Below are 16,021 nucleotides of genomic sequence, written 5' to 3'. Positions count from 1 at the left end.
CCACCGCCGCGGCGGAACGCTCCATGGCCTTCGAAGCCCTCGACCAGCTCGCCATGGAACACCTCCTCAACGTCCGCTGACACCCCCGGGTGTCCGGCGGCCCGCCGCCGGACACCCGCACCACCCCCCGCCGTGACCCCCGCCGGATCCGTGCAGGGGCTTGACGAGCACCCCGTGGGAGCGTTCCCATGGGCCGGCCACCCTCTCACCGCAAGGGCACCACCGTGACAGAACCCTCCCCGGACGGGCGGATCCGACGCCGCAGCCGCCGCCCCAGGCGGATCGTCGTCCCCTTCACCGTCGTCTCCGCGATCGTCGCCGGCACCGTCCTGTCGGGGTGCGCCCAGCAGCGGGACGAGGACGTCTACACCGTCATGAACTCCTCGACCGACGAGTCGTACCACCGCTGGGACGGTGACACCCTCGAGCGCTGCAGCAAGCAGCTCGGGATCACCATCGAACAGCAGAGCGTTCCGGCGGCGCAGCTGATGACCAAGGCGCTGCGCATGGCGTCCTCGAAGTCGCTGCCGGACGTCCTCCAGCTGGACGCGTCCGAGATGCCGACCTTCGCGGAGGCCGGCGGGCTGATTCCCCTCAAGGACCTCGGGCTGAGCACGACGGACATCCCCGAGGGAATCGTCGACTTCGGCTCGTTCGACGGGAAGTACTACGGGGCGGCGCGCACGGTGAACACCCTGGCGCTGTTCTACAACAAGGACACCCTCGACAAGGCCGGCCTGGAGGTGCCCACCACCTGGGCCGAGATGCGGTCGACCGCCAAGCAGCTGACCCAGGGCAAGCGGTACGGTCTGGCGCTCAGCGCGGGCGGCGCGGAGGACGGTGTCTTCCAGTTCACGCCGTTCATGTGGTCCAACGGCGGTGACGAGTCGAAACTCGACACCCCCGAGGTCGCCGAGGCCCTCGACTACTGGAAGGCGCTCCTGAAGGACGGCTCGCTCTCCAAGTCCACGGTCAACTGGACCCAGGCCGACGTGAACGACCAGTTCATGGCGGGCAACGCGGCCATGATGATCAACGGTCCGTGGCAGGTCGAGACCCTGAACGCCAAGAAGGGGCTCAACTGGGGCATCGCCGAGATCCCGGTCCCCGAGGCGGGCGACGACTCGGTCGGTCCGCTGGGCGGCGGTGTGCTCACCGTGCCCAACACCGGTGACACCGAGCGTGAGAGGACGGCCGCGAAGATCATCGGCTGTATGGCGGGCGAGCAGGAGCAGATCACCTACGCCCTGAACAGCTGGATGGTCCCGGCGAACACGAAGGCCGCCGCCGTGTGGCGTACGAAGGCCCCGGAGCTGGCCGCCCTGGCCGGACAGGTCGCCACGGCCCGTTCGCGTACCGCGAAGGTCGGCGCGCAGTGGTCGTCCGTGTCGCTGGCCCTGCAGAGCGCCTTCCAGTCCGCGCTCACCGGCCAGTCCAGCGAGGCCGCTCTGAAGCGTGCCCAGCAGCAGGTCACGAGCGGGAACTGAGGTAACGAACCATGTCATCCACCACAGCCTCGGCCTCCGCGCCGCCGGCCGGCCCGAAGACCTCCTCGGCCGACGCGGTCAGGAAGCCCGCGAACCCGCGGAGCGCCAAGCGGCGCAGGACGCTCGCCCAGTGGGGGTTCATCGCCCCCGCCGTGATCTTCATGGCGCTGTTCTTCGGCTACCCGCTCGTCCGGAACATCGTGATGAGCTTCCAGGACTACTCGCCGTCCACGTTCTTCACCGGTGAGGCGCCGTTCAACGGCACGGACAACTGGAGCAACGTCTTCAACGACGGCCTGTTCGGCAAGGCCCTGTGGCAGACGATCCTCTTCACCGTCGGCTCGCTCGTCGGCCAGTTCTGCATCGGCCTGGCCCTCGCCGTCTTCTTCACCCGGCGCTTCCCGCTCAACGGGATCCTGCGCTCGCTGATCCTGCTGCCGTGGCTGGTCCCGATGGTCGTCTCCGGCATCGTGTGGCGGCGCATCTTCGACCAGGACACCGGTGTCCTCAACTCGTTCCTGGGCACCGTCGGCCTCCCCGGTGACACCCCGTGGCTGACGAGCACCGGCATGGCGCTGGTCTCGGTGATCCTGGTGAACATCTGGATCGGCATCCCGTTCAACATGGTGATCCTCTACGGCGGCCTCCAGGAGGTCCCCAAGGAGCTGAACGAGGCCGCCGCGCTCGACGGCGCGTCCGCCTGGCGTACGTTCCGCTCGGTCACCCTGCCCATGCTCAAGCCCGTCATCACCGTGGTGCTGGTGCTCGGCTTCATGTCGACGGTCAAGATCCTCGACCTGGTCCTGGCCCTCACCGACGGCGGGCCCGCCGACTCCACCCAGACGCTCGGCACGCTCACGTACCAGAACTCCTTCGTCCAGATGGACTTCGGGGCCGGTGCCGTGGTCGGCAACATCCTGATCCTGATCTCCGCCGTCTTCGCGGTGTTCTACCTGCGGGTCAACCGCAACGAGGGGAAGTGACCGGCATGGCGACCACCACCCAGATCCCCGCCGCCCCGGCTCCCGCCGCCGTCCACCGGCCCAAGCGCCGATGGGGTGCGACCGTCTTCGGCGTCGTCGTCCTCGCGGTCATGCTGTTCCCGCTGTACTGGATGGTCAACACCGCGCTGCAGCCGGACGCGAGCCTGGTCGACGTGGGTCCCGTCCCGACGGGCATCGACTTCTCCGGCTTCACCTCCGCGATCACCGAGCAGGGAGGCAACCTGCTGACCTCACTGGCCGTGGCGCTCGGCGCGGTGGCCATCTGCCTGGCGATCTCGGCCCCGGCGGCGTACGGTCTGGCGCAGTTCAAGCTGCGCGGCAGCAAGACGATCGTCTTCGGCACGCTCATCACCCAGATGGTGCCGGGGATCGTCATCGCGAACGCCCTGTACAGCGCGTACGTGGACCTCGGTCTGGTCAACTCCTACTTCGGCCTGATGCTGGCGGACGCCTCGCTGGGCATCCCCTTCGCGATCGTGCTGATGCGCTCGTTCATGGTGTCGATCCCTCGCGAGGTCATCGAGGCCGCCGAGGTCGACGGCGCGGGCCGCATCCGTACGTTCGTCCAGGTCGTCCTTCCGATGAGCCGCAACTCGCTGATCACCGCCGGACTGTTCTCGTTCCTGTACGCGTGGAGCGACTTCATGTTCGCGCTCACGCTGAACACGACGGACGACGTCAAGCCGATCACGCTGGGCATCTACCAGTACATCGGCGCGCACGTCGGTGACTGGGGTTCCGTCATGGCCGCCTCGGTGCTCTCGGCGGTGCCCGCAGCCGTTCTCCTCGTCCTGTCCCAGAAGTACATCGCCGCCGGGATCACCGGCGGCTCGGTCAAGTAAGGGTTCCCATGAGTGACTTCCCGGTCTTCCCGCCAGGTTTCGTCTTCGGCGCGGCCACGGCCTCGTACCAGATCGAGGGTGCCGTGGAGGAAGACGGCCGCGGGCCGTCCATCTGGGACACCTACAGCCACACGCCCGGGCGGACGGACGGCGGCGACACGGGTGACGTGGCCTGCGACCACTACCACCGCTACCCGGAGGACGTGGCCCTGCTGCGCGACCTGGGAGTGGAGTCGTACCGCTTCTCCATCGCCTGGTCCCGGATCCAGGCGACGGGCAGCGGCGCGGTCAACCCCAAGGGGCTGGACTTCTACTCCCGCCTGGTCGACTCGCTCCTGGAGGCGGGCATCGAGCCGGCCGCGACGCTCTACCACTGGGACCTGCCGCAGGCCCTGGAGGACAAGGGCGGCTGGCGGGTGCGGGAGACCGCCGAGCGCTTCGGTGAGTACACCGCGATCGTGGCCGAGCACCTCGGTGACCGGGTGCCGCGCTGGATCACCCTGAACGAGCCGTGGTGCAGCGCGTTCCTCGGCTACTCCGTGGGCCGGCACGCACCGGGAGCGCAGGAGGGCCGCGGAGCGCTGGCCGCCGCGCACCACCTGCTGGTCGGCCACGGCCACGCGATGAACGCCCTGCGCGCGGCGGGCGTCCGCGAGGCGGGCATCACGCTCAACCTCGACCGCAACGTCCCGGCCACCGAGTCGGACGCCGACCTCGCGGCCGTCGTCCGCGCCGACACCCAGCACAACCTGGTGTGGACCGAACCGCTCCTCGCCGGCCGCTACCCGGCCACCGAGGAGGAGACCTGGGGTGAGCTGATCACCGGCCAGGACTTCCGTCGCGAGGGCGACCTGGAGCTGATCTCCCAGCCCATGGACTTCCTCGGCATCAACTACTACCGGCCGATCGTCGTCGCCGCCGCCCCGCACCGCGAGGCGGACCCGGCGCTGCGCGTGGCCACGGACAACCGGTACGCGGAGGGGAACTACCCGGACGTCCGCAGGACGGCCATGGGCTGGCCGGTCGTGCCGGAGTCCTTCACCGATCTGCTGACCGCGCTCAAGCAGACTTACGGCGACGCCCTGCCGCCGGTGCACATCACGGAGAACGGCTCGGCGGAGTTCGACAGCGTCGAGGCCGACGGTTCCGTCCACGACGCGGACCGGGTGGAGTACCTGCGCACCCATCTGACGGCCCTGCGGGCGGCCATGGACGCCGGTGTCGACGTACGCGGCTACTACGTGTGGTCGCTGCTGGACAACTTCGAGTGGGCGCTGGGCTATGCGAAGCGGTTCGGGATCATCCGGGTCGACTACGACACCCTGGAGCGCACGCCGAAGGACAGCTACCGCTGGTACCAGCAGCTGATCGCGGCGCACAGGGCCTGATCGCCGCTCACGGGTGCGGGCCGGGCCGGCTGACCAGCCGGCCCGGCCCGCACCCGTGTCCGGTCCCGCGCACGGTGACCGGGCGGATCCGTCCCGGCCGAACCGGTTTCCGACCGGCTGTGGCGGTTACCGGACTCCCATGGCACGGACACCGGAACCACAGGCTCACCCCACCCGCGACGGCCACGACGCCGCCGACCGCTACGGAGACGGCGCGGACGGCGCCGTCCGGAAGCCGGACCGCGTCGGGCCGGACCCGGAGGTGGAGCGCGACGCACCCGACGGACCGGCGGGCATTCCCGGCAGGTCGTGGTGGGCGGTGCTGAAGCGCACCGTGCGGGAGTTCGTGGACGACGAGCTCAGCGACCGGGCGGCGGCCCTCACGTACTACAGCGTGCTCTCGCTCTTCCCGGCCCTGCTCGTGCTGGTCTCGCTGCTCGGTGTCGCGGGGAAGTCCGCCACCCAGAAGGTGATGGACAACCTCCAGGACCTCGCTCCCGGCCCGGTCCGGGACATCCTCTCCGACGCCGTGCAGCAGTTGCAGGGCAACGGCGGCACGGGATCGCTGATGGCCGTCATCGGTCTCCTGCTGGCGGTGTGGTCGGCCTCCGGCTACATCGCGGCGTTCATCCGCTGCTCGAACGCCGTCTACGACATGCCCGAGGGGCGTCCGGTGTGGAAGGTGCTGCCCCTGCGGCTGGGGCTGACGGTGACCCTGATGGTGCTGGCGGTCCTCAGCGCCCTGATCGTGGTGTTCACCGGGCCCATCGCCCAGCGTGCCGGTTCCGCCCTCGGGGTGGGCGACCCCGCCATGACGGCCTGGTCGATCGCCAAGTGGCCTGTTCTGGTCCTGCTCGTCACGATCATGATCGCGATCCTGTACTGGGCCGCGCCCAACGCCCGGGGCCGGGGCTTCAAGTGGGTGACGCCCGGCAGTGTCCTCGCCCTGCTGCTCTGGATGGCCGCCTCGGCCGGTTTCGCGCTGTACGTGGCCTACTTCTCCTCGTACAACAAGACCTACGGCGCCCTCGCCGGCGTGATCATCTTCCTGGTGTGGCTGTGGCTCACCAACCTGGCGATCCTGCTCGGCCTCGAATTCGACGCGGAGATGGCCCGCCAGCGGGCCATAGAGGGCGGCCATCCCCCGGCCGAGGAGCCGTACGTGGAACCGCGCGACACCGCGAAGTGGAGCGAGGAGGACCGCCGCCACCTCGGCTGAGCAGCTTCGGGGCGGCCTTCGGGGGCGTACGCGTTCACCGCAGCGCGTACGCCGCCGGGTTCTCCAGCACTTCGTGCACCACCCGGGCCGCCGCGCCCCGCGCCGCGTCACCGGACACGGATGACGCCCGCAGCCTGCTGCCGTTCTCGTGCCAGCGGCCCGACACCACCCGGGCGGTGAGCTGGGCGTCAGCGGACTCCTCCAGCCAGGGCATCAGGGTGCGGTAGATCCCGCCGAGGACGACGGCCTCCGGGTCGAAGAGGTTCACCGCTCCGGCCAGCACCACGCCCATCCTGTCCCCCGCCTCCCGCAGCGCCGAGACGGCCCGCTCCTGACCGGCGGCGGCGCGCTGCTCCAGCTCGGCGATGCCGCGCACGCCCGTGTCCGGGTCGATTCCCGCCGCCCTCAGCAGGGCCGCCCGGCCGGCGTACTGTTCGAGACAGCCGTGCGCGCCGCAGCGGCAGAGTGGTCCCTGCGGGTCGACGACGACGTGCCCGATCTCACCGGCGAACCCGTGGGCGCCCCGCAGCATTTCGCCGTTCACCACGAGCGCGCCGCCCACGCCGGTCTCACCTGTGAGATAGAGGAAGGTGCGTACGCCACCGAGTCCGCCGAACCACAGCTCGGCGAGGGCCGCCAGGTTGGCCTCGTTGCCGGAGCCGACGGCCAGCGCCCGCCCGGCCGGGCGCAGTGTGCTGAGCGCCTGTCCGAAGATGCCCTCGGCGGCGACCCTGCTCCAGCCGAGGTTGGGTGCCTGGCGGACGACGCCGCCGGATACCAGGCCGGGCAGGGCGAGTTCCACGCCCACCACGCGCAGTTCCTGTTCCCGGGCCGAGGCGATGACCCGGTTGGTGAGCCGGGCGGCATGGGCCAGGACCTCGGCGGGCGGCACGTCCCGGTGGTCGGTGTGCTCGGTGACCCGGACCCGGTCCGTGCCGGTGAGGTCGACGGCGCACACGGAGACGTAGTCGATGTTGATCTCCACCCCGAGCCCCGCCGGGCCTGTCCGGGAGAGCTTCAGCACGGTGCCGGGGCGCCCGGCGGATCCGCTGGAGGTCTTGCCGGACTCGCTGAGGCAGTCGAGCGCGATCAGCTCCTCGACGAGCGAGGAGACGGCGGCCCTGGTGAGCCCCACGAGGCCCGCCACCCGGGCCCGGGTGACCTCGCCCTCGTCGCGGACGGTCCGCAGGACCAGGCTCAGGTTGTGACGGCGCACGGACTCGTGTCCGGCCTTGGCCGCGGGCGAGGTGAGGGTGTTCTTCATCAGGCCTTCGAGCCTAACGGCGAAGGGCCGCACCCAGGGGTGCGGCCCTCGCTCACTTCGCGGTGCCCTTACTTGCGGATCAGGCTGCGGAGCACGTACTGCAGGATGCCGCCGTTGCGGTAGTAGTCCGCCTCACCGGGGGTGTCGATGCGGACGACGCCGTCGAACTCCACACCGGTGTCGGTGGTGACCTTGACGGTGCGCGGCGTGGTGCCGTCGTTCAGCTCGGTCACGCCGGTGAAGGAGAAGGTCTCCTCGCCGGTCAGGCCGAGGGACTCGGCGGTGTGGCCCTCCGGGAACTGGAGCGGCAGGACGCCCATGCCGATGAGGTTCGAGCGGTGGATGCGCTCGTAGGACTCGGCGATGACGGCCTTGACGCCCAGGAGCGCGGTGCCCTTGGCCGCCCAGTCGCGGGAGGAGCCGGAGCCGTACTCCTTGCCCGCGAGGATGACGAGCGGGGTGCCCGCGGCCTGGTAGTTCTGCGAGGCGTCGTAGATGAACGACACGGGGCCGTCCGCCTGCGTGAAGTCGCGGGTGAAGCCGCCCTCGGTGCCCGGCGCGATCTGGTTGCGCAGGCGGATGTTGGCGAACGTGCCGCGGATCATGACCTCGTGGTTGCCACGGCGCGAGCCGTAGGAGTTGAAGTCACGGCGGTCGATGCCGTGCTCCGTGAGGTACTTGCCCGCCGGGGTGTCGGCCTTGATCGCACCGGCCGGGGAGATGTGGTCGGTGGTGACCGAGTCGCCCAGCTTGGCGAGTACCCGGGCGCCGGTGATGTCCTCGACCGGGGTCGTCTCCATCGTCATGCCCTCGAAGTACGGGGGCTTGCGCACGTAGGTGGACTCGGAGTCCCACTCGAAGGTGTTGCCGGTGGGAATCGACAGCGCCTGCCACTGGGCGTCGCCCGCGAAGACGTCCTGGTAGGACTTGTTGAACATGTCCTCGCCGATGGAGTTGGCGACGACGTCGTTGACCTCGGCCTCGGTCGGCCAGATGTCCTCGAGGTGGACGGGCTTGCCGTCCTGGTCGACCCCGAGGGCGTCCTTGGTGATGTCGACCTTCATCGAACCGGCGATGGCGTAGGCGACGACCAGCGGCGGCGACGCCAGGTAGTTCATCTTGACGTCGGGGTTGATCCGGCCCTCGAAGTTGCGGTTGCCGGAGAGCACCGAGGTGACGGCCAGGTCGTGGTCGTTGACGGCCTTGGAGACCTCTTCCGGCAGCGGGCCGGAGTTGCCGATGCAGGTGGTGCAGCCGTAACCGACGAGGTTGAAGCCGACCTTGTCGAGGTAGGGGGTCAGGCCCGCCTTGTCGAAGTAGTCGGTGACGACCTTCGAGCCCGGGGCGAGGGTGGTCTTGACCCACGGCTTGCGGGTCAGGCCCTTCTCGACGGCCTTCTTCGCCACGAGCGCCGCGGCGACCATGACGTACGGGTTCGAGGTGTTGGTGCAGGAGGTGATCGCGGCGACGGTGACGGCGCCGTGGTCGAGTTCGTACGTCGTGCCGTCGGGGGCGGTGACGGTGACCGGGTTGGACGGGACGCCGTTGGGCGACACGGCCGGGGCGTCGGAGGCCGGGAAGGACTCCTTGCTCGCCTCCATGTCGTCGGTGACGTAGTTGCGTACGTCCTCGGCGAACTTGGCCTTGGCGTTCGCCAGGACGATGCGGTCCTGCGGGCGCTTCGGGCCGGCGATGGAGGGGACGACCGTGGAGAGGTCGAGCTCCAGCTTCTCCGAGAAGTCCGGCTCGGCGGCCGGGTCGAGCCAGAGGCCCTGCTCCTTGGCGTACGCCTCGACGAGCGCGACCTGCTGGGCGTCGCGGCCGGTCAGACGGAGGTACTTCAGCGTCTCGTCGTCGATCGGGAAGATCGCGGCGGTGGAGCCGAACTCCGGCGACATGTTGCCGATGGTGGCGCGGTTCGCGAGGGAGGTGGCGGCGACGCCCTCACCGTAGAACTCGACGAACTTGCCGACTACACCGTGCTTGCGGAGCATCTCGGTGATGGTCAGCACCAGGTCGGTGGCGGTGGTGCCGGCCGGGAGCTCGCCGGTCAGCTTGAAGCCGACGACGCGCGGGATGAGCATGGAGACCGGCTGGCCGAGCATCGCGGCCTCGGCCTCGATGCCGCCGACGCCCCAGCCCAGCACACCGAGGCCGTTGACCATGGTGGTGTGGGAGTCGGTGCCGACGAGGGTGTCGGGGTACGCCTGGCCGTTACGGACCATGACCGTGCGGGCCAGGTGCTCGATGTTGACCTGGTGGACGATGCCGGTGCCCGGGGGAACGACCTTGAACTCGTCGAAGGCGGTCTGGCCCCAGCGCAGGAACTGGTAGCGCTCCTTGTTACGGCCGTACTCCAGCTCGACGTTCTGCGCGAACGCGTCGTTGGTGCCGAACTTGTCGGCGATGACGGAGTGGTCGATGACCAGCTCGGCCGGGGCCAGCGGGTTGATCTTCGCCGGGTCGCCGCCGAGCTCCTTGACGGCCTCACGCATGGTGGCGAGGTCCACGACACACGGGACGCCCGTGAAGTCCTGCATGATCACGCGGGCCGGCGTGAACTGGATCTCCTGGCTGGGCTGGGCCTGGGAGTCCCACCCGCCCAGCGCACGGATGTGGTCGGCGGTGATGTTCGCGCCGTCCTCCGTGCGGAGCAGGTTCTCCAGCAGCACCTTCAGGCTGTAAGGGAGGCGCGCGGAGCCCTCGACCTTGTCCAGCTTGAAGATCTCGTACGACTCGTCACCCACGCGCAGCGTGCTGCGGGCGTCGAAGCTGTTCGCCGACACGACAGTCTCCTTCTTCAATGTGCGCGTTCAACCGCGCCGCGCCTCATGTGCGGCCGGCGCCGCCTGCGGCCCCCACCATCCGCTAAGGTAAGGATTAGTTAGGTAACCCTTACCGAGCGGCGGCTGCGGTGCGCCTCGGCAGATATCTCGATGTCGAGATAACTCTAGTACATCGCCGCCGCGCGGTCATGCCCGGGCACCTGTGTCCTGCGCCGCTCCGGACGTTCCGTGACGTTCCACGCATGAGCGGGCGGCTTCGGGACAGGCGTACTCCTGACAGAGCAGAGGAGGCGCAGATGCCGCTCACATTCCGAAAGAGTTTCCAGATCCTTCCGGGCGTCCGGCTGAACATCAACCGCCGCTCGTGGTCCGTCACCACCGGCGGACGGCACGGCCCGAAGCGCACCACGAGCAGCACGGGCCGGCGCACCACGTCCATGGACCTGCCGGGTCCGTTCGGGTGGCGCAGGACCACGCGCCGCCGCAGCGGCTGACCCTCACCCGTTCGGCCGAGCCCCTCGCGCCGGGTCGCCGGGTGCGCCTGACCCTTCGAACAGGGCGCCCACCCGCGGCCCGGCAGCCGGACCGGCACCCGAACCGCACACCCCGACGCGATCTTCATCTCATATCTGAGATAGCGTGCGAACATGGAAGACGACTACCTCGCACGTATCGGCAAGCTCATCCGTGACGCCCGTCAGCATCGTGGCTGGACACAGAGTCAGCTCGCCGAGGCGCTCGCCACGAGTCAGAGCGCCGTCAACCGCATCGAGCGCGGCAACCAGAACATCAGCCTTGAGATGATCGCCCGCATCGGCGAAGCACTCGACAGCGAGATCGTGTCGCTCGGTTACGCCGGGCCCATGCATCTGCGTGTGGTCGGCGGACGCCGGCTCTCCGGGTCCATCGACGTCAAGACGAGCAAGAACGCGTGCGTCGCGCTGCTCTGCGGCTCCCTGCTCAACAAGGGCCGCACCGTGCTGCGCCGGGTGGCCCGCATCGAGGAGGTCTTCCGCCTGCTGGAGGTCCTCAACTCCATCGGTGTACGCACCCGGTGGATCAACGACGGTGTGGACCTCGAGATCCTTCCGCCCGAGCGGCTCGAGCTGGAGTCCATCGACGCGGACGCCGCGCGCCGGACCCGCTCCATCATCATGTTCCTCGGCCCGCTGCTGCACCGCACGGACCGCTTCACCCTGCCGTACGCCGGCGGCTGCGACCTCGGCACACGCACGATCGAGCCGCACATGATCGCGCTGCGCCGCTTCGGCCTGGAGATCGCGGCGACCGACGGGCTCTACCACGCCCAGGTCGACCCCGGGGTCCGGCCGGACCGCCCCATCGTCCTGACCGAGCGCGGTGACACGGTGACGGAGAACGCCCTGCTGGCCGCCGCCCGGCACGACGGTACGACGGTCATCCGTAACGCGTCCTCCAACTACATGGTCCAGGACCTGTGTTTCTTCCTGGAGGCGCTCGGCGTACGGGTCGAGGGGGTCGGGACCACGACCCTCACGGTGCACGGTGTGCCGGAGATCGACGTGGACGTCGACTACTCCCCCTCCGAGGACCCGGTCGAGGCGATGAGCCTGCTGGCCGCCGCCGTGGTGACGGAATCCGAGCTGACGATCCGCCGGGTGCCGATCGAGTTCCTGGAGATCGAGCTCGCGGTCCTGGAGGAGATGGGCGTCGACTGCGACCGCACGCCGGAGTACGCCGCCGACAACGGCCGCACCCGGCTGGTGGACCTGACGGTCCGGCCCTCCAAGCTGGAGGCGCCGATCGACAAGATCCACCCGATGCCCTTCCCCGGACTCAACATCGACAACGTGCCGTTCTTCGCGGCGATCGCCGCCGCCGCGCACGGCCAGACCCTGATCCACGACTGGGTGTACGACAACCGCGCGATCTACCTCACCGACCTCAACCGCCTCGGCGGCAGGCTCCAGCTCCTTGACCCGCACCGCGTCCTGGTCGAGGGCCCGACCCGCTGGCGCGCCGCCGAGATGATGTGCCCGCCCGCGCTGCGGCCCGCGGTGGTGGTGCTGCTGGCGATGATGGCGGCCGAGGGCACGTCCGTGCTGCGGAACGTGTACGTGATCAACCGTGGTTACGAGGAGCTGGCGGAGCGGCTGAACTCGGTGGGGGCGCAGATCGAGATCTTCCGCGACATCTGACCGGCAAGGACCGCGAGGTCCCGGTGCCGTGCCTTTCCACGGCATTCACCTCGCCGACGGAGACGCCCGCGCTCGCGGGCGTCTCACGCACGGTCCCGGCCTGCGCGAACGGGCCGGGGCGGTGCAGCCGTCGGTTCGGCCGCCGTGTTCGGTGCCCGCCCGTTCTCCTGCGTTGCCGCCCTATTCAGGTCCTCCGCCCGGGAGCGGGGTCGCGGGTGCGGCCGGACCGGGTGGCGCGGCCGGGGGCGGCCCGTCGGTGCCGTGGAGCCGCGCTGCCTGCGCGCAGCGTGTGCGCAGTTGCTGGAGGTAGTGGCCGGGGTCGGCGTGGGGCCGGTCCTGGGCGCCGTGCCGGTGGAGTTCCAGCCGGCCGTCGGAGTGCAGGCGGACCGTGGTCGTGGCCCGCCGCTCCGTGCCGGCCGTCGCCGTGTGCGGATCTCCCGGTTCCGGTACGGACAGGACGGGGACGGTGGCGGGGAACATGGCCAGGGCGTCGGTGGTGGTGGCGGCGGGTGGACGGCCGGTGCGGTTGGCGCTGCTGACGTACAGGAGCGGCAGTGGGTCCAGCAGGGGCCTCAGGGGCTGCCAGCGGGCCCCGAACAGCAGCATCCAGCCGTCCTTGGCCGCGGGGGCCGCCCAGGCCGGCAGGTCGCTGCTGTCGCGCACCGGTACCAGGACGGTGAGGTGTTCCTGCGTCAGCAGCCACCGGGCAGCCGCCCTCTGTACGGGGCCCAGTTCCCAGATCCGGTCGAGGTCGCGCAGTGTGTCGGGGTGGTGGGCCCACAGGGCGACCGGCTGGTCGCCGGGGCGGCCCTTGGCCTCGTTGACGGCCCGGGCCCGGCGGGCGGTGACGACGTGGGTGAGCGGTGCCGGGTTGGGGAGTACCACGGCCGCCCCGTCGTGCAGGGCCTGTCCGGCCTGCGCGAGCGACACCGGTGTGCGATCGGAGTGTCCTGGTGGTGTGCCGGTCATGCGCTGATCCGGCCGGTGTGGACGAGGCCGTCGAGGTAGTCGGCGAACGCGGCGTCCTCGACGACGGCCCTGCCGGTGCGGAAGGCGCGCTTCTTCACCCAGTTCATCGCCGCGCGGGTCTGTTCCTTGTCGAGGTGGTGGCCGAGCTGGGTGGCGGCGGCGTTGATGACGCGAGCGCTGGCCAGTTGCGTCAGCAGGACCTTGGGCTGGATGCCCAGGACCTCGGTGGGGTCGTAGGGCTGGAAGAGCTGCGGGTGGACGAACGGGGTGCCGGTGGAGATGGTGCCCACTCCCGTGCCGACGATCGGGGTGGTGACGCTCAGCGGCACCTCGGTCTCCTGGGCCACCATCTGCGCGATCGTGGGGAGCCGGGTCAGGTCGGGGGCGGTCCACCAGGGTGTCGCGTCGGTGTCCAGGAGTTCCTCTGCGTGCCGGGCGAGGAGGAACAGCAACTGCTCGGTGGCCACGATGCCGGCCCGCTCCGCCAGGCCCAGCCAGGAGCTGGACACCACCCGCACACCGGCGGCCAGGGCCTGCAGCGTGTTGGCCAGCCCGAGCCCGAGATCGTTGTGCAGGTGGGTGGCGAGTACCACGTCCTCGTCGGTTCCGGCCCGCACCGCGGTGAACATGTCGCGGCACGCACCGGGCAGTTGCGCGCCGACCGTGTCGGCCAGCACCACCAGGCCCGCACCGGCCTCGGTCATGGCCTGCGCGTAGTGGCTCATGAGGGAGGCGTCGGCACGGGAGGCGTCCGCCAGGCAGATGTCCACCGCGACCGTGTCGTCCAGGTCACGGGCCAGTTTGGCCAGGTCGACCCCGCCCTGGAGAGCCTGTTCGGCGGTCTTGTGGACCATCACCTGTGCCATCGCCTCGGATGCCGGAACCACCACCATCACGCGGGCGTTGCGGCTGCCCCGCACCGAGGCGACGGCCTGCTCGACGTCCCTGAGCGCACCCCGGCACACCGCGGCCACACTGACCGCTTCCTCGGCCTCGGCCGCGACCTGGCGGACCGCCTCGAACTCCTCGTCGCACACCGCGGGGAAGCCCGCGGCGAACACCACGTGCCGTGGCCCGTCCGCACCGAACACACGCCCGGTCTCATGAGCCAGCCGCACCCGGAACTCCGGAGTCATCAGCGTCTTGGCCTGGGCGCCGTCACGGGCGGACTCCTCCCAGATCACCACACGACCGGACTGGGCCGACTGCCGCACTACATCCATCGAAGCCTCCTGGGCCGAAATTGACACACTCAAAAATGATCATGAAATTGTTAACGAGGAGATGCTTCACAGGTGAGAACCGGTGAAGATCTCGGTGGGATGCCCCGTGCCGCTCCCCCGGCCGGCGGGTTGCCGTACTCCGGGGCGCCGCCCGCTGCCGGGGACGTGGACCCGCCCGGGAAGAGTTCACCGAGGACCTGGAGCGGGGCCGTAGGCGGAGGTGCCGTCCACCCGCCTCCAAGCGGGTGCCGGACCCGCGGGTCCAGGACCCGGCCGTGCTCGAACTCCTCGCCCCCTCCGGGGCCCGGCCCGGATCCGCCGGGCCGGACGCCACCGGCTCGTGGCCCTGACGCGTCCCGGAGCACCGCGGATGGCCGAGCGGCCGGTCGAGGGCGTCTTCACCGCCTCGGACGGGCAGACCGTCGTCGCCCCCGGCACGGAGCGGCAAGGCACCGCTGCGCCTGGATCAGCGCGGTTCTGTCGATGGGACGTCCTCCGGGACCCGGCCCGGAGGCACGGACCAGTCCTGTGCTCCCGGGTGCCCCTCCCTCTCGGCGCCGCCACATTCAGCGGGTCAGCGCGATGACATGGTCGCGTACGGCGGACGCCACGGCCGTGTAACGGTCTGCCAGGTAGAAGTGGCCGCCGTCGAAGCTGAGGAGGTCGAACCGTGCCGATGTCCAAGCAGCCCAGTGGCGCATGTCGGCCGGGGATGCCACTGGATCGGTGTCGCCGGCCAGGGCGAGCACGGGGCAGGGGAGTCGCGGCCCCCCGGCGTGCCGGTAAGTCTCCACGGCCCGGTAATCGGCGCGGAGAGCCGGCAGGAACAGAGCACGCATCTCCGGGTCATCGAGCACGCGCGTGTCCGTCCCGCCCAATCGCCTGATCTCCGCCACGAGACCGTCGTCGTCCCGCACGTGCACCTCATGCCCCGGCTCCTCACCGGGTGCGCGGCAGCCGGAGACGATGAGGGTCAGGGGCGGACCGCCGGCCGCGGTCAGCCGTCCGGCCACCTCGTAGGCGACCACGGCTCCCATGCTGTGCCCGAACAGGGCCAGGGGCCGGTGGGTCCACGGAGCCAGTGCCTCCATGCTGTCGTCGACCAGCTGATCGATGGTGCCGGCGAGCGGTTCGGTTCTGCGGTTCTGACGCCCGGGGTACTGGATCGCCAAGACGTCGATGCCAGGACTCAGCGCGGCAGAGAGGGGCCGGTAGTAGCCGGCAGCGCCTCCGGCGTGCGCGAAGCACACCAATGCCGTTTCCGCACCGGGGGACGAATGGAACCGCTGTATTCCTTCGGTCGTGATGTGGGCGGCGTGACTCACCATGGTTACTCCTCGACGGTGGGTCCGTAGCGACCCGAGGGCGATCTCCGGCGGGGAATCGCCGAGGCGGGATGCATCCTTCGCACCGGGTCTTCGCACGGGTATGCGGCAGAGGAAGAGATGCCGACGGATGCTCTTTCTTTCCACGAACGCGCCCGAAAAGACAGGCCATTGGGATCCGGCCCGGCCGCCGGCGATCGTTTTCGGTGCGGACTGGATCATTGTTGACCCGCCCCCGCCGATCTGTCCAGCGGCCCGGGGAAATTGAGGCGTCGCCCTCAAATGTCATGAGGATTTCCGCTGGAGGGCGGGTGAGCCGTTACCTCCGGACAGCCAC

General features: G+C 70.0%; 12 protein-coding genes. 7 read left to right on the top strand and 5 right to left on the bottom strand.

The genetic code is table 11. The features are described 5' to 3' along the window. The first annotated feature begins 224 nt into the window (after positions 1-224). From ACF1FZ_RS33235 to ACF1FZ_RS33215, 5 genes are all read left to right on the top strand, one after another. Positions 225-1,487, top strand: coding sequence for an ABC transporter substrate-binding protein (locus ACF1FZ_RS33235; RefSeq protein WP_391777103.1), 1,263 nt, complete (start codon positions 225-227; stop codon positions 1,485-1,487). 11 nt (positions 1,488-1,498) lie between these two features. Next, on the top strand, positions 1,499-2,470 hold the full coding sequence (locus ACF1FZ_RS33230; protein WP_391777102.1) for a carbohydrate ABC transporter permease: 972 nt from the start codon (positions 1,499-1,501) through the stop codon (positions 2,468-2,470). 5 nt (positions 2,471-2,475) lie between these two features. Next, complete coding sequence (locus ACF1FZ_RS33225; protein WP_391777101.1) at positions 2,476-3,333, top strand: carbohydrate ABC transporter permease; 858 nt, start codon at positions 2,476-2,478, stop codon at positions 3,331-3,333. An 8-nt stretch (positions 3,334-3,341) separates the two neighbouring features. Then, positions 3,342-4,721 carry a GH1 family beta-glucosidase gene (locus ACF1FZ_RS33220; protein ID WP_391777100.1) on the top strand — a complete coding sequence of 460 codons (1,380 nt, stop codon included), beginning with the start codon at positions 3,342-3,344 and terminating at the stop codon, positions 4,719-4,721. A gap of 139 nt (positions 4,722-4,860) precedes the next feature. Then, positions 4,861-5,940, top strand: coding sequence for a YihY/virulence factor BrkB family protein (locus ACF1FZ_RS33215; RefSeq protein WP_391777099.1), 1,080 nt, complete (start codon positions 4,861-4,863; stop codon positions 5,938-5,940). Between the two features lie 34 nt (positions 5,941-5,974). Here the strand turns inward: ACF1FZ_RS33215 and ACF1FZ_RS33210 are convergent, their stop codons facing one another. Further along, positions 5,975-7,204, bottom strand: coding sequence for an ROK family protein (locus tag ACF1FZ_RS33210; protein WP_391777098.1), 1,230 nt, complete (start codon positions 7,202-7,204; stop codon positions 5,975-5,977). 68 nt (positions 7,205-7,272) lie between these two features. Then, positions 7,273-9,990 carry an aconitate hydratase AcnA gene (gene acnA / locus ACF1FZ_RS33205; protein WP_391777097.1) on the bottom strand — a complete coding sequence of 906 codons (2,718 nt, stop codon included), beginning with the start codon at positions 9,988-9,990 and terminating at the stop codon, positions 7,273-7,275. A 296-nt stretch (positions 9,991-10,286) separates the two neighbouring features. Here acnA and ACF1FZ_RS33200 point away from each other — a divergent pair, with 296 nt between their 5' ends. Both ACF1FZ_RS33200 and ACF1FZ_RS33195 read left to right on the top strand, forming a co-directional pair. Continuing rightward, entirely contained in the window at positions 10,287-10,484 is a 198-nt protein-coding gene (locus tag ACF1FZ_RS33200) for a DUF4236 domain-containing protein (protein WP_391777096.1), read from the top strand. A gap of 153 nt (positions 10,485-10,637) precedes the next feature. After that, positions 10,638-12,167 carry a helix-turn-helix domain-containing protein gene (locus ACF1FZ_RS33195; RefSeq protein WP_391777095.1) on the top strand — a complete coding sequence of 510 codons (1,530 nt, stop codon included), beginning with the start codon at positions 10,638-10,640 and terminating at the stop codon, positions 12,165-12,167. 180 nt (positions 12,168-12,347) lie between these two features. Here ACF1FZ_RS33195 and ACF1FZ_RS33190 read toward each other — a convergent pair whose 3' ends face one another. From ACF1FZ_RS33190 to ACF1FZ_RS33180, 3 genes are all read right to left on the bottom strand, one after another. Beyond that, entirely contained in the window at positions 12,348-13,136 is a 789-nt protein-coding gene (locus ACF1FZ_RS33190) for a hypothetical protein (RefSeq protein ID WP_391777094.1), read from the bottom strand. Beyond that, entirely contained in the window at positions 13,133-14,359 is a 1,227-nt protein-coding gene (locus ACF1FZ_RS33185) for a 2-isopropylmalate synthase (RefSeq protein ID WP_391777093.1), read from the bottom strand. Before ACF1FZ_RS33185 ends, ACF1FZ_RS33190 begins: the two co-directional genes overlap by 4 nt. A gap of 566 nt (positions 14,360-14,925) precedes the next feature. Beyond that, positions 14,926-15,687, bottom strand: coding sequence for a thioesterase II family protein (locus ACF1FZ_RS33180; protein ID WP_391777092.1), 762 nt, complete (start codon positions 15,685-15,687; stop codon positions 14,926-14,928). Positions 15,688-16,021: the final 334 nt, after the last annotated feature.

This window comes from Streptomyces sp. NPDC014623, from assembly GCF_043088245.1.
In the GTDB taxonomy this organism is placed as follows: domain Bacteria; phylum Actinomycetota; class Actinomycetes; order Streptomycetales; family Streptomycetaceae; genus Streptomyces.
The sequence above is the reverse complement of the archived record's forward strand: the minus strand, read 5'-3'. Positions and strand labels throughout refer to the sequence as shown.

Excerpts from the sequence above, each read along its gene's own strand:
- ACF1FZ_RS33230 (WP_391777102.1), top strand. The coding sequence starts at position 1,499 with ATGTCATCCACCACAGCCTCGGCCTCCGCGCCGCCGGCCGGCCCGAAG.
- ACF1FZ_RS33225 (WP_391777101.1), top strand. The coding sequence starts at position 2,476 with ATGGCGACCACCACCCAGATCCCCGCCGCCCCGGCTCCCGCCGCCGTC.
- ACF1FZ_RS33220 (WP_391777100.1), top strand. The coding sequence starts at position 3,342 with ATGAGTGACTTCCCGGTCTTCCCGCCAGGTTTCGTCTTCGGCGCGGCC.
- ACF1FZ_RS33215 (WP_391777099.1), top strand. The coding sequence starts at position 4,861 with ATGGCACGGACACCGGAACCACAGGCTCACCCCACCCGCGACGGCCAC.
- ACF1FZ_RS33210 (WP_391777098.1), bottom strand. The coding sequence starts at position 7,204 with ATGAAGAACACCCTCACCTCGCCCGCGGCCAAGGCCGGACACGAGTCC.
- ACF1FZ_RS33200 (WP_391777096.1), top strand. The coding sequence starts at position 10,287 with ATGCCGCTCACATTCCGAAAGAGTTTCCAGATCCTTCCGGGCGTCCGG.
- ACF1FZ_RS33195 (WP_391777095.1), top strand. The coding sequence starts at position 10,638 with ATGGAAGACGACTACCTCGCACGTATCGGCAAGCTCATCCGTGACGCC.
- ACF1FZ_RS33190 (WP_391777094.1), bottom strand. The coding sequence starts at position 13,136 with ATGACCGGCACACCACCAGGACACTCCGATCGCACACCGGTGTCGCTC.
- ACF1FZ_RS33185 (WP_391777093.1), bottom strand. The coding sequence starts at position 14,359 with ATGGATGTAGTGCGGCAGTCGGCCCAGTCCGGTCGTGTGGTGATCTGG.
- ACF1FZ_RS33180 (WP_391777092.1), bottom strand. The coding sequence starts at position 15,687 with ATGGTGAGTCACGCCGCCCACATCACGACCGAAGGAATACAGCGGTTC.